The sequence below is a fragment of the Pseudomonas sp. R1-7 genome (assembly GCF_051132105.1).
Classification (GTDB): Bacteria; Pseudomonadota; Gammaproteobacteria; order Pseudomonadales; family Pseudomonadaceae; genus Aquipseudomonas.
In genome coordinates this window covers 5,582,761-5,607,732 of sequence record NZ_CP071661.1, presented here as the reverse complement: position 1 = coordinate 5,607,732, position 24,972 = coordinate 5,582,761, and the positions used below count along the sequence as shown (strand labels likewise).

Sequence of the window (24,972 nt, the reverse complement as noted above, 5' to 3'; positions counted from 1 at the left end):
GGTCCTTATAAAAAGTGAGTGAGTCAGCTGGGCGATTGGCCATAGTCCCGAGCCCCGAATAACGCAGTACCGATGCGCACCCAGGTGGCGCCTTGGGCAATGGCGGATTCGAGGTCATGGCTCATGCCCATCGATAACGTATCCAGGGGCAGGTCCAGGCTGGCTTGCAGGCGCTGGACGGCGGCAAAGGAAGCATCCTGTTCGGCGCGATCGTCGGTCGGTTCGGGAATGGCCATCAGCCCGCGCAACTTGAGGCGCGGCAAGGCACTGATGGCGTTGGCCAGGGCGGGCAGGTCTGCGGGCGTGCAGCCGGATTTGCTGGCTTCGCCGCTGACGTTGACCTGGATGCAGATGTTCAACGGTGGCAGCTCGGCTGGCCGCTGCTCGGACAAACGCTGTGCAATTTTCAAGCGATCCACGGAATGCACCCAGTCGAAATGTTCGGCGATAGCGCGCGTCTTGTTCGATTGAATGGGGCCGATGAAGTGCCAGATCAAGGGCAGGTCGGTCAGTTCAGCCTGTTTGCCCAGGGCTTCCTGCAGGTAGTTCTCGCCGAAGTCACGCAGGCCGGCGGCATAGGCTTCGCGCAGGGCCTGGGCGGGCTTGGTCTTGCTCACGGCCAGCAGTTGAACGCTGTGTCCGGTGCGCTGCGCGGCCTGTTCCGCCGCATGGATGCGCGATCTAACCTGAGCAATGTTGTCTGCTATCGTGGTCATAAAGAAAGGCCAGCGGGTCTGAGGTTCGCGGCATTCTACTGGAATTGAGGAGCGCTATGGATATCACTGAACTGCTGGCGTTCAGCGCCAAACAAGGGGCGTCGGACTTGCACTTGTCTGCCGGACTGCCGCCGATGATCCGTGTCGATGGCGATGTGCGGCGGATCAACCTGCCGGCGTTGGACCACAAGCAGGTCCATGAATTGATTTACGACATCATGAATGACCGGCAGCGAGTGGATTACGAAAAGTTTCTGGAAACCGACTTTTCCTTCGACGTGCCGGGCGTGGCACGGTTTCGGGTCAATGCCTTCAACCAGAATCGTGGCGCGGGAGCGGTGTTCCGGACCATCCCTTCGAAAGTCCTGACCATGGAAGACCTGGGGATGGGCGAGGTGTTTCGCAAGATCACCGAGGCCCCACGCGGACTCGTGCTGGTGACCGGGCCGACCGGTTCAGGCAAGTCCACCACCCTGGCCGCGATGATCGATTACCTGAACAGCCACAAGCACCATCACATCCTTACCATCGAGGACCCGATCGAGTTCGTCCATGAACCGCGTAAATGCCTGATCAACCAACGCGAGGTGCACCGTGACACCCAGGGCTTCTCAACGGCCCTGCGCTCGGCCCTGCGGGAAGATCCGGACGTGATCCTGGTGGGCGAGATGCGCGACCTGGAAACCATTCGCTTGGCGTTGACCGCCGCTGAAACCGGACACTTGGTGTTCGGGACCCTGCACACCACATCGGCAGCCAAGACCATCGACCGGGTGGTGGACGTGTTCCCCGGTGACGAGAAGTCCATGGTTCGCTCGATGTTGTCGGAGTCGTTGCAGGCGGTGATTTCCCAGACGCTGGTCAAGAAGATCGGCGGCGGCCGGGTCGCGGCGCACGAAATCATGCTCGGCACCTCGGCCATCCGCAATCTCATCCGGGAAGACAAGATCGCGCAGATGTATTCGTCGATCCAGACCGGTGGCTCGCTGGGGATGCAGACGCTGGATATGTGCCTGAAGGAACTGGTCAACAAGGGAGTGATCAGCCGCGAGCACGCACGGGAGCGGGCGCGTACGCCGGATAATTTCTAGGAAAAGGGTTGTGGGCTTTTTGTGGCGAGGGGATTTATCCCCGCTGGGCGCGAAGCGCCCCCAAAATGCACAGGCCTGCACCTTATCTGGACCAGCCATTTTTGGGGCTGCTCCGCAGCCCAGCGGGGATGAATCCCCTCGCCACAGAAGCCAGTGATCAGCGCTGAACCACTCGCATCGCACCCGGTTCTTTCGGCAGCACCCGCTTGGCAACCACGTAATGGGTGTTCCAATACGGCTTGTTCAGCGTGTCGATGGTCACCGATTTGCCACGGCGCGGTGCGTGGATGAAGCGGTCGTTGCCCAGATAGATGGCCACATGGTTGACCCGGCGGCTCTTGAGCTTGAAGAAAATCAGGTCGCCGGGCTTCAAGTCCTTGCGCTCGACTTTCTCGCCGTGGCCGGCCGCCATCGCATTGGACGTGCGCGGCAGGTCGAACGTGGAGTCGTTGAAGGCGTATTTCACCAGGCCGCTGCAATCGAAACCTTTACTTGGGCTGCTGCCGCCCCAACGGTAAGGTGTACCGAGGACATTCACGGCGCGGCTCAACACGTTGCTGGTGGTCTTGGTCGCCATGGGAGGCACCAACCGGCTGTGAGCCGTGCTCACGCGCTGGACGCCTTGCTTGTTCTTGCTCGACGGAGCAGAAACATGGGATTTCGGGGTGTAGCCATTGATGTTGGGAAGACGTTGCTCACGATTGGTGGCGTGGGCGGCCAGTGGCAATAATAGGCAAAGGGTCAGCCATGTCTTGAAAAATGGACGCATTAGGCAGGGCTCATAAAGGTTAGCGCGCAACTTTATAACAGCTTTTTTTCGCATTCCGAGGCCGTTTGTCGATCCGAAACCCAGCGTGTCCTGCGCATAATTGCGACAATTTGGCCCGATTGTCAGACACAAGCCCCGTACTACGGGCGTTTCCCCGGCTCGGGTCGCCCAGGACCGCTTGTCGGCGAGACACAAAAAAGTCACAAAAAGTCCGAACAAATTTTTCTATCAAGGCAAAAGAGACCACTCATGAACAGCTATCAGCAGGAAGCAATTCGCGATACCCACAGCAAGGTCATCGGGTATCTGCTGTGGATTTTCGGGTTTACCGGCGCTCACCGTTTCTACTACGGCAAGCCGGTCACCGGCACGATCTGGTTTTTCACCTTCGGCCTGCTGGGCATCGGTTGGTTGATCGACCTGTTCCTGATCCCGGCCATGGACCGCGAAGCGGACCTGCGATTCACCCCTGGGCCGATCGAGTACAGCGTGGCGTGGATCCTGCTCACGTTCCTCGGGGTGCTTGGCGTACATCGGATGTATCAGGGCAAATGGCTCAGCGGGATCCTGTACCTGCTGACCGGCGGGGTATTTTTCCTGGGCGTGCTGTATGACTTCTGGACGCTGAATGATCAGGTGTCGATTCGTAATGCGCAGAAGCGTGGGGCTTTTCACTAAGACCGAGTCGCCTGCATCGCGAGCAAGCTCGCTCCGACATTGGATCGGAGGTGTTCACATACCCTGTGTTCACCGAAGATCCCTGTGGGAGCGAGCTTGCTCGCGATAGACGCGACTCGATTTTTTAGGCCTGGTGGGTAATCCGCCCATCCATCAGGGTATAGCGCACCACCCCCGGCAAACTGTGTCCCAGGAACGGGCAGTTATCGCCCTTGGAACGCCAGGCCTCGCCGGCCACGGTTGACGCGGCTGGGTCGAACAGCACCAGGTCCGCCGCTGCGCCCACCGCGAGTTTCCCCGCCGGCAGTTGCAATGCCTGGGCCGGGCCGGCGCTCAGGCGGGCCAGCAATGTCGGCAAATCCAGCAAACCGTCTTCCACCAGCGTCAGGGCCAGCGGCAGCAGCAGTTCGACGCTGCTGATACCCGGCTCGGTGGCGCCGAACGGTGCGAGCTTGGCGTCGCGCTCGTGGGGTTGGTGATGGCTGGAGATGGCCGAGATCACCCCGGATTTCACCGCCTCGCGCAAACCATCGCGGTCGGCGCGGGTGCGCAGCGGAGGCTGCACGTGATAGACGCTGTTGAAATCGATCAGCGCTTCATCGGTCAGGATCAACTGGTACAGCGCCACATCGGCGGTCACCGGCAGGCCACGGGCCTGGGCCTGGGCGATCAACGCCGCGCCGCGAGCGCTGGTCAGTTGGCTGAAGTGGGCGCGCACGCCGCTTTGTTCCACCAACAGCAGGTCCCGGGCCAAGGCCACGGTCTCGGCGGTTTCCGGAATGCCCGGTAGGCCGAGGAAACTGGCGGTCGGGCCTTCATGAGCGAGGCCACCTTCGGCCAGATCATGGTCCTGGGAGTTGAAGATCACCGTCAGGCCGAAGGTCGCCGCATATTCCAGGGCGCGGCACAGGGTACGGGTGTTGCGGAAACTGTTCAGGCCGTTGCCGAACGCCACGCAGCCGGCGTCACGCAGGGCGATGAGCTCGGCCAGTTGTTCGCCTTCCAGGCCTTTGCTCAGTGCGCCAATCGGGAAGACCTTGGTGTTGCCGGCTTCGCGGGCGCGGTCGAGGATCAGTTCGGCCACGGCCGAGGTGTCCAGCACCGGTTTGGTCTGCGGCGGGCAGCACAGGCTGGTCACGCCACCGGCGGCGGCGGCGCGGGTTTCGCTGACGATACTGCCTTTGCGGCTGTAGCCCGGCTCGCGCAGGGCGACGTTCAGGTCCACCAGGCCGGGGGCGGCGACCAGGCCTTTCGCGTCGAGGGTCTGGACCGCCGCGAAACCTGCCGGCGCGGCGCCAAGGGCGATGATCTTGCAGGCATCGATATGAATATCAGTCACTTGATCCAGGCCACTGGCTGGATCGATCACGCGTGCGCCGAGAATGCTGAGCTTCACTGGGCGTTCTCCTGGTCGAATTGGCGCTGGGCCGTTTGCCCGCTCATGGCCATGGACAACACGGCCATGCGGATGGCGATGCCGTAGGTCACTTGGTTGAGAATCACCGAGTGCGGCCCGTCAGCCACCGCCGACTCGATCTCCACGCCGCGGTTGATCGGCCCCGGGTGCATGACGATGGCATCCGGCTTGGCCCCGGCGAGTCGCGCCGTGGTCAGGCCGAACAGGCGGTAGAACTCGCCTTCGCTGGGCAGCAGGCCGCCGGTCATGCGCTCGCGTTGCAGGCGCAGCATGATCACCACGTCCACATCCTTGAGGCCTTCGGTCATGTCGGTGTAGACCTTCACGCCGTATTGCTCGACGCCGATGGGCAGCAGGGTCTTCGGCGCGATCACGCGGATGTCCGGGCAACCGAGGGTCTTGAGGGCCAGCATGTTGGAGCGGGCCACTCGCGAGTGCAGGATGTCACCGACGATCGCTACCGACAGGTTTTCAAAGCTGCCCTTGTGCCGACGGATCGTCAGCATGTCGAGCATGCCCTGGGTCGGGTGCGCATGCCGGCCGTCGCCGCCGTTGATGATCGCCACCTGGGGGCAGACATGTTCGGCAATGAAGTGCGCCGCACCGGAGTCGCCGTGGCGCACGACGAACATGTCGGCGGCCATGGCTTCGAGGTTGCGCAGGGTGTCGAGCAGGGTTTCACCCTTGCTCGCCGAGGACGTGGACACGTTGAGGGTGATCACGTCCGCCGATAGCCGCTGGGCCGCCAGTTCGAATGTAGTGCGGGTACGGGTGGAGTTTTCGAAGAACACGTTGCACACGGTCTTGCCGCGCAGCAACGGGACTTTCTTCACCGCCCGGGCACCGACTTCGAGGAACGAGTCGGCGGTGTCGAGGATTTCTGTCAGCAGCTCGCGGCGCAGGCCGTCGAGGGACAGGAAGTGCCGCAGCTGGCCCTGATCGTTGAGCTGCAGCGGGCGCTTGGTTTCGAGAGGCGTCATCGCGATGGACTCTTACAAGGGCAGTTAAAGGGCAAGGTCTTGCAGTTCGAGTTGCAGCGGTGAAGGCCCGGAGAGCTTGACTCGCTCGTGGGCGGCCAGCGCCAGCGTCGCGCCGACCACGTTCGGGCGGATCGGCAGCTCGGCGGCGTCCAGGTCCAGCAGGCACACCAGCGTCACGCTGGCCGGGCGGCCGTAGTCGAACAGTTCGTTCATGGCGGCGCGGATGGTCCGGCCGCTCATCAGCACGTCGTCGATCAGCACCAGGTGCTGGCCTTCGATCTCGAACGGCAGGGCCGAAGGGCGCACCTGTGGATGCAGGCCGTTCTGGCTGAAGTCGTCGCGGTAGAAGGACACGTCCAGGGTGCCCAGCGGCGAATCGATGCCCAGTTCATCGAGCAAGGCCTGGGCGACCCAAACGCCACCGGTGCGAATGCCGATGTAGCGCGGTTCGCTGATGCCGCGTTGTTCCAGGTGCGCCGTGAGACGGATCGCCATCTGGCTGATCAGTTCGGCAGGATTGGGCAGGCTCATGCTGGCTCCTTCAGGTTTCCGGGTCGGTGCTCGTGACTCGGTTTATCGCTAGAAGAAAGCGCCTTGGCGGCGCTTTCAAAAAAATCAGGTTTCGAACAGGGCGGCGTTGGCGTCGAGCCAGCCTTGCAGCAGCAGGGCGGCGGCGATGGCGTCCACCGGGTTGTCGCGGTAACTGCCTTTTTGCCCGCCGCGCACCAGGCGCTCACCCTTGGCCTCGAAGGTGGTCAGGCGCTCGTCATGGGTATAGAAGGGCAGGTTGTAGCGGCCATTGAGCCGGCGGGCGAACTTTTCGGCGCGCAGGCACATGTCGCTGGGCGTGCCGTCCATATTCAGCGGCAGGCCGACCACCACGGCGTCGGGTTTCCATTCCTTGATCAGCGCTTCGACCTGGTTCCAGTCCGGGACGCCATTCTGCGCCTTCAAGGTGCACAACTCGCGGGCCTGGCCGGTAATGACCTGGCCGACCGCTACGCCGATCTGTTTGGTGCCGTAATCGAAGCCCAGCAGCAGGCGCAGGGCCATCAGGCGTGTCCCGCCTGGCTGGTGAGCAGGCTGAGATTGACCCCCAATCGACTGGCCGCCGCTTCAAGTCGCAGTTCGCTGCTGGTGTCGAACAGGATGTCGGCGTCGAACGGGCAGGTCAGCCAGGCGTTGTCGGCCAGTTCGGCTTCCAGTTGCCCAGGTTCCCAGCCGGCATAGCCGAGGGCGATCAGGCTTTTCGCCGGGCCGACGCCGTCGGCGATGGCGAACAGCACGTCCTGGGAAGTGGACAGCGACAAGCCGTCCAGGTCTACAGTGGCTTGGTATTTGGGGCCCGACGGATGGAGTACGAAACCGCGATCGGTCTGCACCGGACCGCCGATGAAAATCGGCACGTGCTGGCACAGGAGTGGCGGTTCTACGTCGGGGCGCAACTGCTCAAGGATGTCCGCCAGGTTCAGCTCCTGCGGGCGGTTGACCACCAATCCCATGGCCCCATTGGCCGTGTGCTCGACGATATAGGTCAAGGTATGGGCAAAGTTCGGATCGGCCATGTGCGGCATGGCGATCAGGAAGTGATGCTTGAGGTAAGTGGGGCTGACGTTTTTCATAGGCGCTAGTGTGGCGGCGCAGGGCCGAACTGACAAGCTGGGAAATGCCTGAGGCTGTCACCAATTCCCTGTGGGAGCCAGCCCCAATGCCTTGCTCATCGGGCTCAGTTACTGGACAGTCGATCACCCCGGGCGAACTTCCAGGTGCGGATGATTTCCAGCCGGTCGATGTCCGACAGGTCCCCGGTAAACGGTGCGAACGGTGCCGCCAGGCGCACGATCCGCTGGGCCGCCTGGTCCAGCAGCGGCTGGCCGGAGGATTCGAGCACCAGCACTTCATACAGCGAGCCGTCACGGTTGATCGAGACCATTAGCCGCAGATTGCCGTAGATCTGCTTGCGCCGGGCTTCTTCGGGGTAGTTCAGGTTGCCGATGCGCTCGACCTTCTTGCGCCACTCGTCCTTGTACCAAGCGCCCTTGTCGCGCATGGTCGAGGCGGCACTCAGGCGGTGGATGCGCGGACGCTTGGCGTACAACTGCTGTTCCTGGGCCAGTTCGGCCTCCAGGCTGGCGATGTCGCTGGATAACTGCGCGCTGTCGAACGTCGGTTCCGGCGCCTTGGGCTTCGGATCGGGCTTGACCTCTTCCTTGACCGGGGCCTTTTTCGGTTTCGGTGCCACGGTGGTGACAGCAGCCTTGGGCGCCGTCTCCTGGACCTCGGGCTTGGCGGCGGGCGGCGGGGTTACCTTTTGCACTTTATTGTCTTGGAACGGCGCGATCTCGGTGGTCTTGGGAATCGCTTTCTTTTCCAGGGTGCCGCTGCCCTGCTGGTTTTCCTGGGCCAGGAAGTCCGCCTTCTGTGGCTTGGTTTCGCTCTTGAAGGTGGCCAGGGTGATTTCCAGGGTCCGGCTGATCTGCTTGGGTTCGACCGTGGCAAACCCGACGCCCAGCAGCACCGCCAGGTGGATCAGCGCCGCCAGGAACAGGGTGAAGCCGAGACGATCAGCCGGGCGCACGCCACGATGGGCGAGCTCTAGGGGCAGATCGGACGGGAGTGTCATGACAAGGAAACCAACATCACGTTTTTTCAGGCCGGGCATGATAACGCAATGTGGGTTTCCTTCATCAGGATCTGGATCAACGTGCCTTGAGCTTCTGATCGATGGCATCCATGAGCATGCCGCCAATGTCGGTGCCGAAGGCATTGTCGATCTCGCGGATGCAGGTCGGGCTGGTGACGTTGATTTCCGTCAGGTGCTCGCCAATTACATCCAGGCCGACAAACAACAGGCCTTTTTCCCGCAATGTCGGGCCGACCTGAGCGGCTATCCAGCGGTCCTTGTCGGTCAGCGGACGGGCTTCGCCGCGACCACCGGCCGCCAGGTTGCCACGGGTTTCGCCAGCAGCCGGAATGCGCGCCAGGCAGTAATCCACGGGCTCGCCGTCGATCATCAGGATGCGCTTGTCGCCGTCGACGATGGCCGGCAGGTAGCCCTGGATCATGATTTGCTGCTGGCCGTGCAAGGTCAGGGTTTCCAGGATCACCGACAGGTTCGGGTGGCCGGCGGTATGACGGAAGATCGACGAGCCGCCCATGCCGTCCAGGGGCTTGAGGATGACGTCGCCATGATGGTCGGCAAATTCGCGCAACACGTCAGGGCGACGGCTGACGATGGTCGGCGGCGTGCACTGCGGGAACAGCGTGGCGAAGAGTTTTTCGTTGCAGTCGCGCAGGCTCTGCGGCTTGTTGACCACCAGCACGCCCGCGCTTTCCGCCTGCTCCAGCAGATAGGTCGAGTACACGAATTCCATGTCGAACGGCGGATCCTTGCGCATCAGGATCACGTCCAGGTCGCTCAGCAGCGCATCGCTTTCCTGGCCCAGTTCGTACCATTTCTCGGGGTTGGCGAAGACTTTCAGCGGTTTCATCCGCGCCCTTGCCTGGCCTTCGGCCTGGTAGAGGTCGCGCTGTTCCATGTAGAACAGCTCCCAGCCGCGCTTTTGAGCGGCCAGCAGCATGGCCAGCGAGCTATCCTTTTTATAGGAAATGCTGGCGATTGGGTCCATGACAATGCCGACGCGTACGCTCATGGCTTGGTTCCTCGAAAATTGGATGGGCACAAAATGGCGTGAAAAAGTGGCGTCAGAGTGGCGCCCCGAAGATTGCCGGTCAAGGAAAAACCGCCGTACCGAGCGGCTGATAGATCGTTGCTGGAGACTGTGCTAAAAAGGCTGCCATGTGACGTGCGGGCCTTGAACATCAAGGGTTTGCGCCGTCGATCAAACTTATGCGTTAAAAACCGGTTTGCAGTGGCAATGGCAGAGCATCTTACGCAGCAGCAACCCAGTGCCTTGAAGGTCATGGTCATCGATGACTCGAAGACCATTCGCCGCACCGCCGAAACCTTGCTGCGCAACGTCGGTTGCGAGGTGATAACGGCGGTCGACGGCTTCGATGCCCTGGCCAAGATCGTCGATTATCATCCAGGCATTATCTTTGTCGACATCATGATGCCGCGCCTGGACGGTTACCAGACCTGCGCCCTGATCAAGAACAACAGCGCCTTCAAGGCTACGCCCGTGATCATGCTGTCGTCCCGCGATGGGCTGTTCGACAAGGCCAAGGGGCGCATCGTCGGCTCCGATCAATTCCTGACCAAGCCTTTCAGCAAGGAAGAACTGCTGGGCGCGATACAGGCCCATGTCCCGGGCTTTGCCGCTGTCCAGTCGCACCAGGCACATTAATGACGCTCGGCCTCGGGCCCGAGGTCCAGAAGAATGGGGAACACCATGGCACGAGTTCTGATCGTCGATGATTCGCCGACTGAAATGTACAAGTTGACGGGCATGCTGGAAAAGCACGGCCACCAGGTCCTGAAGGCCGAGAATGGCGCCGATGGCGTGGCACTGGCCCGCCAGGAAAAACCCGATGCGGTACTGATGGACATCGTCATGCCCGGCCTCAACGGTTTCCAGGCCACGCGCCAGCTGACCAAGGATCCTGAAACCGGGCACATTCCCGTGATCATCATCACCACCAAGGATCAGGAAACCGACAAGGTCTGGGGGACGCGCCAGGGGGCGAAGGACTACCTGACCAAGCCGGTGGATGAAGAAACCTTGATTAAGACCTTGAATAACGTACTGGCAGGTTGAACGCACGGCCATGAGCCACTCCCTGACCGCATTCGAGCTATTGCTCCAGATCGATCGACGCTGTCGGCTGCTGGGTGCGGAGCTGCCGTCCCAGCCCGCCCATCGCGACAGTTGGAGCGGCATCGGTTTTCGCCTGGGCGAACACTGGTACGTGGCGCCGATGGGCGAAGTCAGCGAAGTGCTGCATGAGCCGCGCCACACGGCATTGCCCGGCGTCAAGCCATGGGTCCGCGGAGTGGCTAACCTGCGCGGGCGCTTGTTGCCGCTGATGGACCTGTGCGGTTTTTTCGGCCACGAACTGTCCAGCGTGCGCAAGCAGCGGCGGGTGCTGGTGGTGGATCTTGAAGAAGTCTTCGCCGGTTTGCTGGTGGATGAAGTCCTCGGGCTGCAACATTTCGCCCAGGACAGCCTCGAATCGGCCTCGACGCACCTCGAGGGGCCAGAATCGGCGTTCATCCACGGCCGGTTTTCCGGTGAGCGGCAGTGGCAGGTGTTCAGCCCGTTTGCCCTGGCGCGCTCGCCGGGGTTTATGGACGTGGCGGTTTAACAGGCCGCAGCGTGGCCCTTGTGGGAGCGAGCTTGCTCGCGATGGCGCCAGTGCAGTCAACATTGATGCAAGCTGTACCGCCGCTATCGCGAGCAAGCTCGCTCCCACATTTGAATGGCGGTGTTTTGGGGTTTTGGGGACAGGCGAGTACCGATGATCAAAGCAAAAACAGGCAAGCCACTGGAAGCGTCGCGCAGTCGTTCGCAGATCATCGTGCTGTTCGTCGCGCTGATTGTCTTCATCATGCTGCTGTTCGCCAACTTTGCGTACCTCAACACCCAATCCACCTATGACAAGCAGTACATCGGCCATGCCGGCGAGCTGCGGGTGTTGTCCCAGCGCATCGCCAAGAACGCCACCGAGGCGGCGGCCGGCAAGGCGGCTGCGTTCAAGCTGCTGAGTGATGCGCGCAACGACTTCGCCCAGCGCTGGGGCTACCTTAAACAGGGCGACCCCGTGACCGGCCTGCCACCGGCGCCTGCAACCCTGCGCCCGCAGATGCGGGCCGTGCAGTTGGACTGGGAGCGGCTGCTGAAGAACACCGATGCCATTCTCTCCAGCGAACAAACCGTCCTGTCGTTGCATCAGGTCGCGGCGACCCTGGCCGAAACCGTGCCACAGCTGCAGGTCGAGTACGAAAAAGTCGTCGAGATCCTCCTGCAACGTGGCGCGCCGGCCGCTCAGGTGGCCATGGCCCAGCGCCAGTCGCTGCTGGCCGAGCGGATCCTCGGCGCGGTGAACACCGTATTGGCCGGCGACGAGAATGCCAGCCAGGCCGCCGATACCTTTGGCCGTGACGCTGCGCGTTTTGGCCAGGTGCTCAATGGCATGCTGCAAGGCGACCCGACCTTGAAGATTCCCCAGGTCCAGGATCGTGACGCCCGGGCGCGCTTGTCGGACATCAGCGAGCTGTTCGAGTTTGTCTCCGGCTCGGTGGATGAAATTCTCGAAACTTCGCCGGAGCTGTTCAAGGTCCGTGAGTCGGCGGGCAATATCTTCAACCTGTCGCAAACCTTGCTCGATGAAGCCTCGCACCTGGCCACGGCGTTCGAGAACCTGGCGGGCGGGCGTTCCGTCAACACCTTCGGCGGCTACGTATTGGGCCTGCTGGCGTTGATGTCGATCATCCTCATCGGCCTGGTCATGGTTCGCGAAACCAACCGCCAACTGAGAGAAACGGCGGAAAAAAATGAGCGCAACCAGAACGCGATCATGCGCTTGCTGGACGAAATCGAGGACCTGGCCGATGGCGACCTGACCGTCACCGCCTCGGTCACCGAGGATTTCACCGGGACCATCGCCGACTCCATCAACTATTCGGTGGATCAGTTGCGTGATCTGGTGGCGACGATCAACCTCACCGCCGGCCAGGTCGCCGCCGCCGTGCAGGAAACCCAGGCCACGGCGATGCACCTGGCCCAGGCGTCCGAACACCAGGCCCAGCAAATTTCCGAAGCATCGACTTCAATCAATGAAATGGCCCAGTCCATCGACCAGGTGTCGGCCAATGCCGCCGAGTCGTCGGCGGTGGCCGAGCGCTCCGTGGAAATCGCCAACAAGGGCAACGAGGTGGTGCACAACACCATTCATGGCATGGACAACATTCGCGAACAGATCCAGGACACCGCCAAGCGCATCAAGCGCCTGGGCGAGTCGTCCCAGGAAATTGGCGACATTGTCAGCCTGATCGACGACATCGCCGACCAGACCAACATCCTCGCCCTCAACGCCGCGATCCAGGCGTCGATGGCCGGCGATGCCGGGCGCGGCTTTGCGGTGGTGGCCGATGAAGTGCAGCGGTTGGCCGAGCGTTCTTCGGCAGCGACCCGGCAAATCGAGACGCTGGTGCGGGCGATCCAGGCCGATACCAACGAAGCGGTGATCTCGATGGAGCAGACCACCACCGAAGTGGTGCGCGGTGCTCGGCTGGCCCAGGATGCCGGCGTTGCCCTGGAAGAAATCGAAGGTGTTTCCAAGACCCTGGCTGCGCTTATCCAGAGCATTTCCAACGCTGCGCAGCAACAGACCACCTCGGCAGGGCAGATTTCCCTGACCATGAACGTGATCCAGCAGATCACCTCGCAGACTTCCTCCGGCTCTACCGCCACCGCCGAAAGCATCGGCAACCTGGCGAAAATGGCCAGCCAGCTGCGCCGCTCGGTGTCGGGTTTTACCTTGCCGCCAGCAACTGTGGCGGATGGGGATAAGGGCTGATGTGCTCTGCGGCATATGACTGTTGATTTGGAGTGGTTATGGGTGATCGGCACGACTACGTGGCCCTGGAATGGGTCAAGGGCGAGATTGCCGAAACGCTGAAGCAGGCTCATCTGGCGCTCAATCGCCCGGAGGACGACCCGCAAGCGTCGGATGCCCTTGCCCAATGCCTGGCCTGCATCCATCAGGTCCATGGTGGCCTGCAAATGGTCGAGTTCTATGGCGCGGCGTTGCTCGCCGAAGAAATGGAGCAACTGTGCATCGCGCTGCAGGACAACCGTATCGCCCATCGCGACGAGGCCATCAGCCTGTTGCGTCAGGCCCTGGGCCAGTTGCCGGTCTATCTTGAGCGTGTGCAAGGCGCCCGCCGCGACCTGCCGTTGGTGGTGCTGCCGTTGATCAACGACTTGCGCAGTGCCCGGGGCGAAAGCCTGTTGTCGGAAACCAGCCTGTTCAGTCCGCAACTGCCGGATGGCGCGCCGCTCAGCGATGACGCCTTGAAACGGCTCGAACCGGCCGACTTGCCAGGCACCCTGCGCAAGCTGCGCCAAACTTTGCAAGTCGCCTTGGTAGGGTTGCTTCGTGAGCAGGACGACGTCACTCACCTTGGCTACCTGGCGAAGGTCTTTCACCGTTTGGAGGCGCTGTGCGCCGGGGCACCGCTCAATGCGTTGTGGCAGGTCGCTTCGGCGTTGGTCGAGGGCATGCGCGAGGGGCGTATCGCCAACAGCCCGGCGCTGCGCAGCCTGTTCAAGGATGCCGACAAGGAACTCAAGCGCCTGCTGGTGCAAGGCATGCCAGGCGTCAATCAACCGGCCCCGTCACACTTGGTCAAGAGCCTGTTGTTCTATATTGCCAAGGCCGAACATCCCAGCGGGCAGATGCAGATCATGAAAGAACGCTACTCACTGGACGATGCGCTGCCCGACAGCGCCATGGTCGACGAAGAACGGGCCCGCCTGGCCGGGCCAGACCGCGATGCCATGCGCTCGGTGCTGGCCGCGCTCTGCGAGGAACTGGTGCGGGTCAAGGAGCGCCTGGACCTGTTCGTGCGCAGCGATCGACAGCACGTCACCGAGCTCGACAGTCTGCTGGCGCCCCTGCGACAGATCGCCGACACCCTGGCGGTGCTGGGTTTCGGCCAGCCGCGCAAAGTGATCATCGACCAACTGGCCGTGGTGCTGAGCATCGCCCAGGGCCAGCGTGAGCCGGATGATGCAACGCTGATGGACGTCGCCGGGGCCTTGCTCTACGTCGAGGCGACCCTGGCCGGCATGGTCGGTACCGTCGAACCCGAGAGCCGCGAAGACAACCGCCTGCCGACCACCGACCTGACCCAGATCCACCAGATCGTCATCAAGGAAGCCCATACTTGCCTGCAACAGGCCAAGGACATGATCGTCGACTACATCGACGCGGACTGGAACAGCGAGCAACTCCTGGCATTGCCGGCGCTGCTGACCCAGGTGCGCGGTGCGCTGGCGATGATTCCGTTGACCCGTGCCGCCAGCCTCGTGGAGGCGTGCCACGGTTTCATCCATGAGCATCTGTTGCTCGAACATGCCCGGCCGGGCTGGGAAGAACTGGATCATCTGGCCGATGTGATCACCGGCCTGGAATATTACCTGGAGCGCTTGAGCGAAGACCCGCTCAAGCCTGCCGAGAGCCTGCTCGATGGGGTCGAACGAAGCCTGGGCGCCCTCGGGTATTCCCCCGACGAAGCCCGCGTGCCATTGCTCGACGACGTACTCAGCCCCAATGAAGCGCAGGTCATGCAGGACTTGCAGGAGCTGGACGATCCGCAGACTGTGCAATCCTTGGCCGAAGTCCTGGCCAGCCCGGTCTCGGCGGTCAACCCACCGGCGAGGACCATGCCGGCCAGCCTGCTACCGCCCCCGGCGGATGAAAGCCCCGTGGACGATGAGCTGCGCGAAGTGTTCCTCGAGGAAACCGCCGAAGTACTGGATGTGCTGAATGAATACCTGCCGCGCTGGGCTGCCCATCCCAACGATCACGGCGCCCTGACGGAACTGCGCCGGGCCTTCCACACCCTCAAGGGCAGCGGCCGGATGGTGCGGGCGTTGATCCTGGGGGAGTTGGCCTGGGCGGTGGAAAACCTGCTCAATCGGGTGCTGGAGCGCAGTGTCGAACCGGGCGCTTCAGTCCTTCGGTTAATTGAAGAAACCGTGCAATTGCTGCCGGCGCTGATCACCGAATTCGCCGATCATCGCCAATCCCAGCGCGACGACGTCGATCGCCTGGCCGCTCGCGCCCATGCCCTTGCCAAGGGCCACGATGAAGAGGATGACGATGAGCAGGACGTGACCGCTCTCGATCCGCTGCTGTTGAAGATTTTCGACAACGAAGCCCAGGGGCATCTCGCCACGCTCGATCGCTTCCTTGATCACGCCGCCGAACAGCTGCCGTTACAGGCCAGCGACGAACTGCAACGGGCGTTGCACACCCTCAAGGGCAGCGCATCGATGGCCGGTGTGCAGCCCATCGCCGAACTCGCCGGGGCGTTGGACGAGCTGGCCCGGGAATACAAGGCTCATCTGCTGGCATTGGACCTGGATGAGATTGAGCTGCTGCTCGAGGGCGAGGGGTTGCTGCGACGCGGCCTGCGCCAGTTACACAGCCAACCGCTGGCGCCGATTGCCGGCGCCGAGGACTTGGTCCAGCGGGCCCGGACGCTGTTGGTCGAGCGCTTGCAGGCTGTGGTTGGCGCGGCGGATCAAGGCGCGCGGACCAAGCGTGATCCGCAGTTGATCAATAACTTCCTCGCCCAAGGCATGGACATCCTGCTGGACGCGGAAAACCTGTTGCAACGTTGGCAGCGACACCCCGCCGAAGGCCAGGAACTGAGTGCCTTGCTCGACGAACTGACCACCCTGGGCGAAGGTGCGCACCTGGCTGATCTGCACCCGGTGGACGAGCTCTGCGAAGCGTTGCTGGACCTTTACGGTGCGGTCGAGGAAAGCAGCCTGGCAGTCAGCGACGCCTTTTTCCAGGAGGCTCAACGCGCCCACGAAGCGTTGATCGACATGCTCGACGAGTTGGCGGCCGGCCAGCACGTGCATTCGCGGCCCGAGCGGGTGCAGGCCCTTCGCAAACTGCTCGAGGACAGCCTCGACCCAGCCGCTACGGGGCTGATTCGCAGCGATGGCAGTCGCACCCTGAGTATCCGCGAGCTGAGCCATGCGACCGCCGAAATGGAGCACGGCGCGACCACCGATACCTCGGTCGACGATGACATCGCCTCGATTTTTCTCGAAGAGGCGCAGGACATCCTGGAAAGCGCCGCCCAGGCCTTGCAGCGCTGGCTCGCCGATCCGGACAACGGCGCGCCGCTGTCATCGCTGCAGCGTGATTTGCATACGCTCAAGGGTGGCGCGCGCATGGCGGGCATCCGAGCGGTCAGTGACTTGGCCCAAGAGCTGGAAAACCTCTACGAGGGGCTGGTGGACCGCCGCTACAGCTACAGCGAGGAACTGGCGCAGCTGCTCGAAAGCTGCCACGGGCGCCTGGATCTGTTGCTCGGGCAACTGCAGCAAGGCCAGCCATTGGGTGATCCCGTTGCGCTGATCGACGCCATTCACCGGTTCCGCCAGGACCGGCCGAGCGCCATCGAGACACCGACTGCAACGGGCGATGCCTCGGGGCACGACCCGGAGCTGCTGGAGATCTTTCTCGAGGAGGGTTTCGACATCCTCGACAGCTCCGGTGCCGCATTGCTGCGCTGGCAGGAAGACCCGGCCAATCGCCAAGCCGTGGAGACCTTGCTGAGGGATCTGCATACCCTCAAGGGCGGCGCGCGGATGGTGGAAATTGCCCCCATCGGCGATCTCGCCCATGAGCTCGAGAATCTTTATGAAGGCCTGTCGGCGGGGCTGCTGCAACCGAGCCCCGAGCTCTTTGTCCTGCTGCAAAGCAGTCACGACCGACTGGCGCAGATGCTCGACGCAGTCCGCGCCGGTCAGCCGTGCCCGCCGGGCGATCGGTTGATCGCGCGGATCCAGGCGGTGAGCCATCCACAGGAGAGCGACGCGCCTGAACCTGTTGCAGCGCTGGAGCCAGCTTCGGTCCAGGCGCCGGCGTCCCTGCCGACGCGACCCGAGCCCTCCGTGTCGGGCGACGGCGCGGACACGGTCAAGGTCTCCGCCGAATTGCTCGACGACCTGGTCAACCTGGCCGGCGAAACGTCGATCTTCCGGGGCCGTATCGAACAACAGGTCAATGATGCGCGCATTGCCTTGGGCGAGATGGAAACCACCATCGAGCGCATGCGCGACCAACTGCGCCGCCTCGACACCGAAACCCAGGGGCGGATTCTCAGCCGCCAGCAAGTGGAGGCCGAGCGGCTGGGCTACGAAGAGTTCGATCCCCTGGAGATGGATCGTCACTCCCAACTGCAGCAATTGTCCCGGGCGCTGTTCGAGTCCGCTTCGGACTTGCTCGACCTCAAGGAAACCCTCGACCGCAGCAACCACGACGCGGAAAACCTGCTGCAGCAGCAGGGGCGCATCAATACCGAACTCCAGGAAGGCCTGATGCGCACGCGCATGGTGCCGTTCGAACGCATGCTGCCGCGGCTCAAGCGCATCGTCCGGCAAGTCGCCCAAGAGCTGGGCAAGGACGTCGAGTTCGTGGTCGGCAATGCCGAGGGCGAGATGGACCGCAACGTGCTCGAACGCATGGCCGCGCCTTTGGAACACATGCTGCGCAACGCCGTGGACCACGGCCTGGAGGCTGCCGACGTGCGTATCGCCGCCGGAAAACCGGCCAAGGGGCGGATCAGCCTCGACTTGTCCCGCGAGGGAGGCGACATCATTTTCGACATCCGTGACGACGGTGCCGGCGTGCCGCTTGGGGCCGTGCGGAGCAAGGCGATCAAACGTGGCTTGCTGGCGCCCGACAGCGACATCAGCGACCGTGACGTACTGCAATTCATTCTCCAGCCAGGCTTTTCCACGGCTGAGAAGATCACCCAGATTTCCGGGCGCGGCGTCGGCATGGACGTGGTCCACGAAGAGGTGCGGCAGTTGGGGGGCAGCATGTCCATCGACTCGACGCCGGGGCAGGGCGTGCATTTCCGCATTCGCCTGCCGTTCACGGTGTCGGTCAACCGCGCGTTGATGGTCCAGTGCCATGAAGACCAGTATGCGATTCCATTGAACACCATCGAGAGCATTGTCCGGGTATTGCCCGCCGAACTGGACGGCTATTACCAGCTCGATCCGCCGACCTACACGTATGCCGGGCAACGCTACGAGCTGTGTTACCTGGGCGAGCTGCTGAAAACCGGCGCCCGCCCGAAGTTGCTGGGGCAGAGCCAGCCTTTGCCGGTGCTGCTGGTGCAGTGCAACGAACGGCATGTCGCGGTGCAAGTCGACGCCACCACCGGTACTCGCGAGATCGTGGTCAAGAGCCTTGGCCCGCAGTTCTCGGCGGTGCAAGGCCTGTCCGGCGCGACGATACTGGGGGACGGCCGGGTGGTGTTGATTCTTGACCTGCTCGCACCGATCCGCGCCTTGCCCCACCAGGTCCCGCGCCGCCAGGTGTCGACTGAAGGCGAGGGCCAACCGCAACGGCCGTTGCTGGTGCTGGTGGTGGACGACTCGGTAACGGTGCGCAAGGTCACCAGTCGTTTGCTGGAGCGTCATGGCATGCACGTCCTTACCGCCAAGGACGGCGTGGATGCCATCGCTTTGTTGACCGAACACACGCCGGACCTGATGCTGCTGGACATCGAAATGCCACGCATGGATGGCTTCGAAGTGGCGACACACGTGCGCAACGACCCGCGCCTGGCGCACCTGCCGATCATCATGATCACCTCCCGCACCGGCCGGAAACACCGCGACCGCGCCATGGCCATCGGTGTCAACGACTACCTGGGCAAGCCGTACCAGGAATCGGTACTGCTCGACAGCATCGCGTACTGGAGCAAAAAACATGGATGAATTTCGCACCAGTCATCTCACGGGGCTATTGCTGCCCTTGGCCGACCGGCATTTGATTCTGCCCAACGTGGCGGTGGCAGAACTGATCGACTACCAAAGCAGCGCGTTCGATCTGGACACCCCGCCGTGGTTCCTGGGCTGGGTGAGCTGGCGCGAGCGGCAGATTCCGCTGTTGAGCTTCGAGTCGGCCTGCGGCCAGAAAACCGTGATGGGCGAGCGCGTACGCATCGTCGTGCTCAACGCCCTGGGCGGCCGGCCGGAGCTGCGCTTCATTGCCCTGCTGGTGCAAGGCATCCCCCGTTCCTGCAAGCTCGATAGCCAGTTGAGCTACGTCGATGTGCCGCTGTGCGGGCTGGAGCAGGCGGCGGTGCAGGTGGGGGAGCACGTGGCGAAAGTGCCGGATCTGTTGGCGTTGGAGGAGTTGGTGATGGCGGCGGGGTTGGTCAATGTAAAGGTCCAATAAAGGGAACGATAAGTTCCAATAAGGCACCTATCGTTCGCTTTTTGGGAAGCTTTTGTTCACCACCACTCAGCAGCGTGTCCCGGGCTTGTTGTTCAGGAAGCCGAATCAAAATTTCTACGCCAAGGCCGCAGTGGCCGTCGGGAAACTGTGGCGAAAGAGACTCACTTGAGGGCAACTGAGAGCTGGTGGCGGCAGGGTTGTTCAAACTTTGAAGCAGACGCAACTCAGGATTTAGCCCGTGGGCCTATTAATAACTTGTGAAATCTGGCTCGTAGATAAACTACGAGCCAGATTTTTCTCAAATTATTATAGACTCAGATACTTTTTTAATACTGATGTTGTCAATGTCAACTGAGCGAGAATTTCCCGCATCGAGTGAGTGACTTGCCGCGCAAAGCCGAATCTGGCTATCAGAACCAGAGAACCACTTCTTAGCTCGGGTACTCGCACCCCACCATCTATCTACTGCAGTTGTTTTGTCCAAATCAAAGTCTAAGGTTATACGGTCGTAGTCACTTTCGCGAGCAAGTACAAATACAACCAGTTGCGCTTCATTAGGTAATAGGTCTCGGACTCGATAGCCGAACTCTATCACGTAAAAATCATCTCTTTCGTCGTCCTGAATTGTAAATCGCTTCTTAAGAACCGTTCCGATATAAGGAGCGGATTCTGGGATCTCAAATTTACCGGTCCAGTAATAATTGTCCCCTTCGTTAGCAAGACCTTCAGTGGTTCCATCGCTGTTTGTCCATCCGTTCCAGTTGCCGGAATTGAAGTTGGTCATATCAGGAAAGCTCATATTAAATCCTCCAGTCACTAATGCTGTGGACCCAGTCCGGGAATCGGAACATTACGTGCCGCAGCTCGGCTTAGTTGGCGTCCGAGAGAATTGTTTGGCTACTGTCAGGTTTGACAGGTGTACCCTCCTTTTCGATAGACGGTACCTTGGAAACCCGGCGCCCGCCCGAAGTTGCTGGGGCAGAGCCAGCCTTTGCCGGTGCTGCTGGTGCAGTGCAACGAACGGCATGTCGCGGTGCAAGTCGACGCCACCACCGGTACTCGCGAGATCGTGGTCAAGAGCCTTGGCCCGCAGTTCTCGGCGGTGCAAGGCCTGTCCGGCGCGACGATACTGGGGGACGGCCGGGTGGTGTTGATTCTTGACCTGCTCGCACCGATCCGCGCCTTGCCCCACCAGGTCCCGCGCCGCCAGGTGTCGACTGAAGGCGAGGGCCAACCGCAACGGCCGTTGCTGGTGCTGGTGGTGGACGACTCGGTAACGGTGCGCAAGGTCACCAGTCGTTTGCTGGAGCGTCATGGCATGCACGTCCTTACCGCCAAGGACGGCGTGGATGCCATCGCTTTGTTGACCGAACACACGCCGGACCTGATGCTGCTGGACATCGAAATGCCACGCATGGATGGCTTCGAAGTGGCGACACACGTGCGCAACGACCCGCGCCTGGCGCACCTGCCGATCATCATGATCACCTCCCGCACCGGCCGGAAACACCGCGACCGCGCCATGGCCATCGGTGTCAACGACTACCTGGGCAAGCCGTACCAGGAATCGGTGCTGCTCGACAGCATCGCGTACTGGAGCAAAAAACATGGATGAATTTCGCACCAGTCATCTCACGGGGCTATTGCTGCCCTTGGCCGACCGGCATTTGATCATGCCCAACGTGGCGGTGGCCGAACTGATCGACTACCAAAGCAGCGCCTTCGATCTGGACACCCCGCCGTGGTTCCTGGGCTGGGTGAGCTGGCGCGAGCGGCAGATTCCGCTGTTGAGCTTCGAGTCGGCCTGCGGCCAGAAAACCGTGATGGGCGAGCGCGTACGCATCGTCGTGCTCAACGCCCTGGGCGGCCGGCCGGAGCTGCGCTTCATTGCCCTGCTGGTGCAAGGCATCCCCCGTTCCTGCAAGCTCGATAGCCAGTTGAGCTACGTCGATGTGCCGCTGTGCGGGCTGGAGCAGGCGGCGGTGCAGGTGGGGGAGCACGTGGCGAAAGTGCCGGATCTGTTGGCGTTGGAGGAGTTGGTGATGGCGGCTGGCCTGATTCAACCCTACAACACCTGAGACATACTAAGTTCCAATGTGTGGGAGCAAAGCTTGCTCGCGATAGCGCTGGGTCAGGCGATATCAATATTGAGTATGCCGCTGCTATCACAAGTAACACCTTCTCTGTCGCGCTCGATAACTAGGTCCCATAAAGGGTCTGTTAAGTCCCTTTATGGGACCGGGTGAGGCGGTAACGTTTGCAAAGTCCCAATAAGGGACCTATCGTTCCCTTTTTGGGACTTCAGGTCGCTCTATGAACCACCTTTCTCTCAGCGACGCGCTGTTCACGGCCACTCAGCAGCGGGTCTTGGGCTTGTTGTTCGGTAAGCCGGACCAAAGCTTCTATGCCAACGAAATTGCCCGCTGGGCCCAAATAGGTAAAGGCAGCCTCATGCGAGAGTTGGAGCGCCTGCAACGCTCAGGTGTGCTCACCATGACTCGTCTGGGCAATCAAACCCATTATCAAGCCAACCCACACTGCCCGATTTACGCTGAGCTGCTAGGCATCGTGCGCAAAACCATCGGTATCGCCGAACCGTTGCGCCAGGCATTGGAGCCTTTTTCAGAACAACTGCGCTGGGCGTTCGTTTATGGCTCTATCGCCAAGGGCCAGGCAAACGCATCCAGTGACATAGATCTCATGCTGATCGGCGAAGGCCTGCACTACAGTGAAGTGATGGAGCGGCTTCTACCTCTGGAAGAGCAATTGGGCCGCCCGCTAAACCCAACGCTCTACACCCCCCAGGACTGGGCTACGAAACGTGCCGCTGGCAACAGTTTCGTGGTGCGTGTAGCGCAACAGGACAAGATCAATTTGCTGGGGGAAGACCCTTTGGAAACCAAGGATGGGCAAGCAGGAAAACCTGGAGAATCTGTTACGTAGCGACGGCCTGAAAGCCGAACCACCGGATTGTCAGGAATGCGAAGGCCTGATGTGTTCGGCAACGGATCGCTTGAAGGATGCCAAAACAACTTCCCTTTCTTTCGCCAGCCGGTTCGACCTGGCATACAACGCCGCCCATGCCTTGGCGCTCACGGCGCTACGCTTGAGCGGTTGTCGGTCGGACAAGCGCTATCTGGTCTTCCAATGCCTGATTCACACGGCGGACATCAGTAAAATGCAGGTCCGGCTATTCGCGTTGTGTCATGAGCGGCGCAACCTTGCCGAGTACGAGGGGTACATGGATGAAGATGATGCGCTGCTTACCCAACTGATTGAAAGTGCTGCAGAACTGCTTGATCGGGTTCGGCAATTGATGGACATGAGTTGACCCGTGGTGCTCGCCGCAAACTTTCAATCCAACCCGTTCTCCTATGCGAGCACGCTCGCTCCCACATTTTTTGATTTGTATGATTGGAACTGGATGTCCGGCTGGTGGTGCATCTTCCATGCACCTGCAAGCTCGACAGCCAATTGAACTACGCCGACATGCCGGCGTGCGGGCTGGAGCAGGGGGCAGTGCAGGTCGGGTAGCATGTGGCGAAATTGCCGCATTTGTAGGCGTTAGAGGGGCTGGTATCGGTATAGCAACCTGAACTCTGGCATAACTGCTGCCGGGGCCGCTCACTAGGTCAACCTGATTAGAACCGGCCGCCTGAACCCCATCGCGAGGGAGTTGACGCTACAGGGTAAAAACATCCGTAGGTCGGGCGGCAGTTCGTGGTGTCCTATGAATTGGGAATCTGCAGAACTCTGATGTCATCAATGTCTATTTTACGGGATACACCGCTGCCCACCCCGCGATCCGTACCGAACACGATATGGGTCCTGTTACTTATGTATGAAACTCCCGCACCAGCTGCGAGCCATTTGTCGACTTTAGTGTTCGAATCTATTGCAATGCTACTGGAGGCCAGCGATATGTTCGATGTGACTACGATAGCAAGGGATGTTGCTTCCCCTGGCTCTGGCGGGTGCACGCGGTACCTGAATTCTATGCGAAGAGTTCCTCTGTCCTGATCCCCGCCTGGAAGGGTAAACATCTTGGCGATAGAAGGCATAAACCTATGCGTGGGTGGGCATTCCAATTTGCCGGACCAGAAAGTGTTCTGCCCTTCAGTAACGAGTATCCCATCTAGGGATCCCACATCGTTTTCCCAGCCGTTCCTCTCTCCATCTTCGAAAGTCGTTAGTTCATCCAGATTCTTCATCTTTGAAAGTCGTTAGTTCATCCAGATTCTTCATCTTTTATTTCTCCGCTTATAGGGCTTTTGATCTTGCCGGTGCGTGACGCCGTACAGGGGCAACAGCGATTAGTTTTTAGTAAACGCAGGGGAGGGTTGTTTGACTACTGTCAGAGTTGACAGGTTGCGGCCGCAATCTGATCAGCGGCTACGTGCCGTTAGTCATTCGCATGAATATTGAGTTTGCCGCTTCGGCATTCAACCATTACTCCCACCGTAACGATCCGCCATCGGGCGTGATTGATGCCCTCGCCGCAACACGCCTAAGGTAACCCCCGCGACAGCGAACCCGTGGAGTGGTCATGACCACAACAATATCCCCCGACTCGCGCTGGAAACACTCTTGGCGCGCGCTCTATATGACACGCTAAAAGGGGACTGTCGTTCCCTTTTCGGAGTTGGATTGGTGCTATTACTTGTAGAGTGACAACAGTATGCGCAATCGCGTAACTCTATCGCCTTGCTATTTCAAGTGCAGGAGTGATCCGGGTCACCAAAATGTTCGTAATATCAATTTTTCTGTGTAGATTGTTGACCAGCCCGCGGCCAGTCCCGATATACAGAACCGTTGAAGATCTGAACCAACTACTTTTGTCTTTTACGGGTATCCATTGATCGATCGGAGTTTTCTCGGTTAGCCAAGCAAGGACGCCCAGATGTTCATACCCGTCCGTGCAGACAGCTACTGGTAGCTCGGTCGCTTCACCTGCTTGGAGCCTGTGGACGCGGTAAAAAAAACTAATGATGTAACGATCCAGTTGTTCCTCTTCTGACAAAGGGAATGTTTTTATTAGCGAAGGTTGAATGGGTATCGACGGCTTGGAAGGGACTTTTAGGTCACCGCTCCAGAAGTAGCTCCCATTCTCCAATCGTATTTCTCCATAGGGTAGATGAGGGCCGTTCTCCCACCCGTTCCGCTGTCCATTTTTGAAATCGGTGAAGTCTTCATAGAAGGGCATGCTGTTCTCCTAAGCGGCGTTTCTGAGCAGGGATCGGAACAATATCGAATTGCCGGAATCGAGATTGAGCGCTAAAAAAAACCGTTCGACTACTGTCAAGGTTGACAGGTCGATGTTTCTATCGGACGGGTGGAGCCAAAGCGCAGCACAAACAATTACTCCCACCGTAACGATCCGCCATCGAGCTTGATTGATGCCCTCGCCGCAACACGC

At 60.8% G+C, this 24,972-nt stretch carries 23 protein-coding genes and 1 pseudogene; 12 read left to right on the top strand and 12 right to left on the bottom strand.

Annotated elements, in window-relative coordinates:
* Window positions 1-23: 23 nt before the first annotated feature.
* Entirely contained in the window at window positions 24-716 is a 693-nt protein-coding gene (locus tag J3P79_RS25315; RefSeq protein WP_434606554.1) for a YggS family pyridoxal phosphate-dependent enzyme, read from the bottom strand.
* A gap of 56 nt (window positions 717-772) precedes the next feature.
* Here J3P79_RS25315 and J3P79_RS25310 point away from each other — a divergent pair, with 56 nt between their 5' ends.
* A complete protein-coding gene (locus tag J3P79_RS25310; protein WP_434606553.1) occupies window positions 773-1,807 on the top strand; it encodes a type IV pilus twitching motility protein PilT in 1,035 nt (344 codons plus the stop codon).
* A gap of 157 nt (window positions 1,808-1,964) precedes the next feature.
* Here the strand turns inward: J3P79_RS25310 and J3P79_RS25305 are convergent, their stop codons facing one another.
* Complete coding sequence (locus J3P79_RS25305) at window positions 1,965-2,576, bottom strand: C40 family peptidase (RefSeq protein WP_039590490.1); 612 nt, start codon at window positions 2,574-2,576, stop codon at window positions 1,965-1,967.
* Between the two features lie 249 nt (window positions 2,577-2,825).
* On the opposite strand from J3P79_RS25305, the gene J3P79_RS25300 reads away from it, so the two are divergent.
* On the top strand, window positions 2,826-3,254 hold the full coding sequence (locus J3P79_RS25300; RefSeq protein WP_045157206.1) for an NINE protein: 429 nt from the start codon (window positions 2,826-2,828) through the stop codon (window positions 3,252-3,254).
* A gap of 124 nt (window positions 3,255-3,378) precedes the next feature.
* Here J3P79_RS25300 and J3P79_RS25295 read toward each other — a convergent pair whose 3' ends face one another.
* From J3P79_RS25295 to gshB, 7 genes are all read right to left on the bottom strand, one after another.
* Entirely contained in the window at window positions 3,379-4,650 is a 1,272-nt protein-coding gene (locus J3P79_RS25295) for a dihydroorotase (protein ID WP_434606552.1), read from the bottom strand.
* On the bottom strand, window positions 4,647-5,651 hold the full coding sequence (locus J3P79_RS25290; RefSeq protein WP_003177495.1) for an aspartate carbamoyltransferase catalytic subunit: 1,005 nt from the start codon (window positions 5,649-5,651) through the stop codon (window positions 4,647-4,649). The genes J3P79_RS25295 and J3P79_RS25290 overlap by 4 nt, the downstream gene beginning before the upstream one ends.
* Before the next feature lie 24 nt (window positions 5,652-5,675).
* On the bottom strand, window positions 5,676-6,182 hold the full coding sequence (gene pyrR / locus J3P79_RS25285) for a bifunctional pyr operon transcriptional regulator/uracil phosphoribosyltransferase PyrR (RefSeq protein WP_434606551.1): 507 nt from the start codon (window positions 6,180-6,182) through the stop codon (window positions 5,676-5,678).
* A gap of 84 nt (window positions 6,183-6,266) precedes the next feature.
* The gene (gene ruvX / locus J3P79_RS25280) at window positions 6,267-6,704 is read right to left on the bottom strand and encodes a Holliday junction resolvase RuvX (protein WP_003177497.1); all 438 of its coding nucleotides are present in this window, start codon (window positions 6,702-6,704) and stop codon (window positions 6,267-6,269) included.
* Window positions 6,704-7,273: a YqgE/AlgH family protein gene (locus J3P79_RS25275; RefSeq protein ID WP_039590499.1), complete on the bottom strand. Its 570-nt coding sequence runs from the start codon at window positions 7,271-7,273 to the stop codon at window positions 6,704-6,706. The genes ruvX and J3P79_RS25275 overlap by 1 nt, the downstream gene beginning before the upstream one ends.
* Before the next feature lie 104 nt (window positions 7,274-7,377).
* Window positions 7,378-8,274: a TonB family protein gene (locus J3P79_RS25270; protein ID WP_434606548.1), complete on the bottom strand. Its 897-nt coding sequence runs from the start codon at window positions 8,272-8,274 to the stop codon at window positions 7,378-7,380.
* A 76-nt stretch (window positions 8,275-8,350) separates the two neighbouring features.
* A complete protein-coding gene (gshB, locus tag J3P79_RS25265) occupies window positions 8,351-9,304 on the bottom strand; it encodes a glutathione synthase (protein WP_434606545.1) in 954 nt (317 codons plus the stop codon).
* Between the two features lie 225 nt (window positions 9,305-9,529).
* Here gshB and pilG point away from each other — a divergent pair, with 225 nt between their 5' ends.
* The 6 genes from pilG to J3P79_RS25235 all read left to right on the top strand — a co-directional run bounded on the left by pilG (window position 9,530) and on the right by J3P79_RS25235 (window position 19,556).
* Window positions 9,530-9,958 (top strand): twitching motility response regulator PilG, encoded by a 429-nt coding sequence (gene pilG, locus J3P79_RS25260; RefSeq protein WP_434606543.1) that lies wholly within the window; start codon window positions 9,530-9,532, stop codon window positions 9,956-9,958.
* 45 nt (window positions 9,959-10,003) lie between these two features.
* Window positions 10,004-10,369: a twitching motility response regulator PilH gene (pilH, locus tag J3P79_RS25255; RefSeq protein WP_434606541.1), complete on the top strand. Its 366-nt coding sequence runs from the start codon at window positions 10,004-10,006 to the stop codon at window positions 10,367-10,369.
* 10 nt (window positions 10,370-10,379) lie between these two features.
* A complete protein-coding gene (locus J3P79_RS25250) occupies window positions 10,380-10,916 on the top strand; it encodes a chemotaxis protein CheW (RefSeq protein ID WP_434606538.1) in 537 nt (178 codons plus the stop codon).
* Window positions 10,917-11,069: 153 nt separating this feature from the next.
* Window positions 11,070-13,130 carry a methyl-accepting chemotaxis protein gene (locus tag J3P79_RS25245; protein WP_434606537.1) on the top strand — a complete coding sequence of 687 codons (2,061 nt, stop codon included), beginning with the start codon at window positions 11,070-11,072 and terminating at the stop codon, window positions 13,128-13,130.
* A 38-nt stretch (window positions 13,131-13,168) separates the two neighbouring features.
* On the top strand, window positions 13,169-19,093 hold the full coding sequence (locus tag J3P79_RS25240) for an Hpt domain-containing protein (protein WP_434606536.1): 5,925 nt from the start codon (window positions 13,169-13,171) through the stop codon (window positions 19,091-19,093).
* Complete coding sequence (locus J3P79_RS25235) at window positions 19,086-19,556, top strand: chemotaxis protein CheW (RefSeq protein WP_434606535.1); 471 nt, start codon at window positions 19,086-19,088, stop codon at window positions 19,554-19,556. The genes J3P79_RS25240 and J3P79_RS25235 overlap by 8 nt, the downstream gene beginning before the upstream one ends.
* 298 nt (window positions 19,557-19,854) lie before the next feature.
* Here J3P79_RS25235 and J3P79_RS25230 read toward each other — a convergent pair whose 3' ends face one another.
* The gene (locus J3P79_RS25230; RefSeq protein ID WP_434606533.1) at window positions 19,855-20,355 is read right to left on the bottom strand and encodes a hypothetical protein; all 501 of its coding nucleotides are present in this window, start codon (window positions 20,353-20,355) and stop codon (window positions 19,855-19,857) included.
* 150 nt (window positions 20,356-20,505) lie between these two features.
* Here J3P79_RS25230 and J3P79_RS25225 point away from each other — a divergent pair.
* The 4 genes and pseudogenes from J3P79_RS25225 to J3P79_RS25210 all read left to right on the top strand — a co-directional run.
* A pseudogene (locus J3P79_RS25225) lies at window positions 20,506-21,171 on the top strand (response regulator); the annotation flags it as partial.
* A complete protein-coding gene (locus tag J3P79_RS25220) occupies window positions 21,164-21,634 on the top strand; it encodes a chemotaxis protein CheW (RefSeq protein ID WP_434606531.1) in 471 nt (156 codons plus the stop codon). The pseudogene J3P79_RS25225 and the gene J3P79_RS25220, both read left to right, overlap by 8 nt.
* 235 nt (window positions 21,635-21,869) lie before the next feature.
* Window positions 21,870-22,499 carry a nucleotidyltransferase domain-containing protein gene (locus J3P79_RS25215; RefSeq protein ID WP_434606529.1) on the top strand — a complete coding sequence of 210 codons (630 nt, stop codon included), beginning with the start codon at window positions 21,870-21,872 and terminating at the stop codon, window positions 22,497-22,499.
* Window positions 22,462-22,887 carry a hypothetical protein gene (locus tag J3P79_RS25210; protein ID WP_434606526.1) on the top strand — a complete coding sequence of 142 codons (426 nt, stop codon included), beginning with the start codon at window positions 22,462-22,464 and terminating at the stop codon, window positions 22,885-22,887. The genes J3P79_RS25215 and J3P79_RS25210 overlap by 38 nt, the downstream gene beginning before the upstream one ends.
* Before the next feature lie 397 nt (window positions 22,888-23,284).
* Here the strand turns inward: J3P79_RS25210 and J3P79_RS25205 are convergent, their stop codons facing one another.
* Both J3P79_RS25205 and J3P79_RS25200 read right to left on the bottom strand, forming a co-directional pair.
* The gene (locus tag J3P79_RS25205) at window positions 23,285-23,767 is read right to left on the bottom strand and encodes a hypothetical protein (RefSeq protein WP_434606525.1); all 483 of its coding nucleotides are present in this window, start codon (window positions 23,765-23,767) and stop codon (window positions 23,285-23,287) included.
* A 485-nt stretch (window positions 23,768-24,252) separates the two neighbouring features.
* Window positions 24,253-24,759, bottom strand: a complete 507-nt coding sequence (locus J3P79_RS25200) for a hypothetical protein (protein WP_434606522.1) — start codon at window positions 24,757-24,759, stop codon at window positions 24,253-24,255.
* Window positions 24,760-24,972 lie beyond the last annotated feature (213 nt).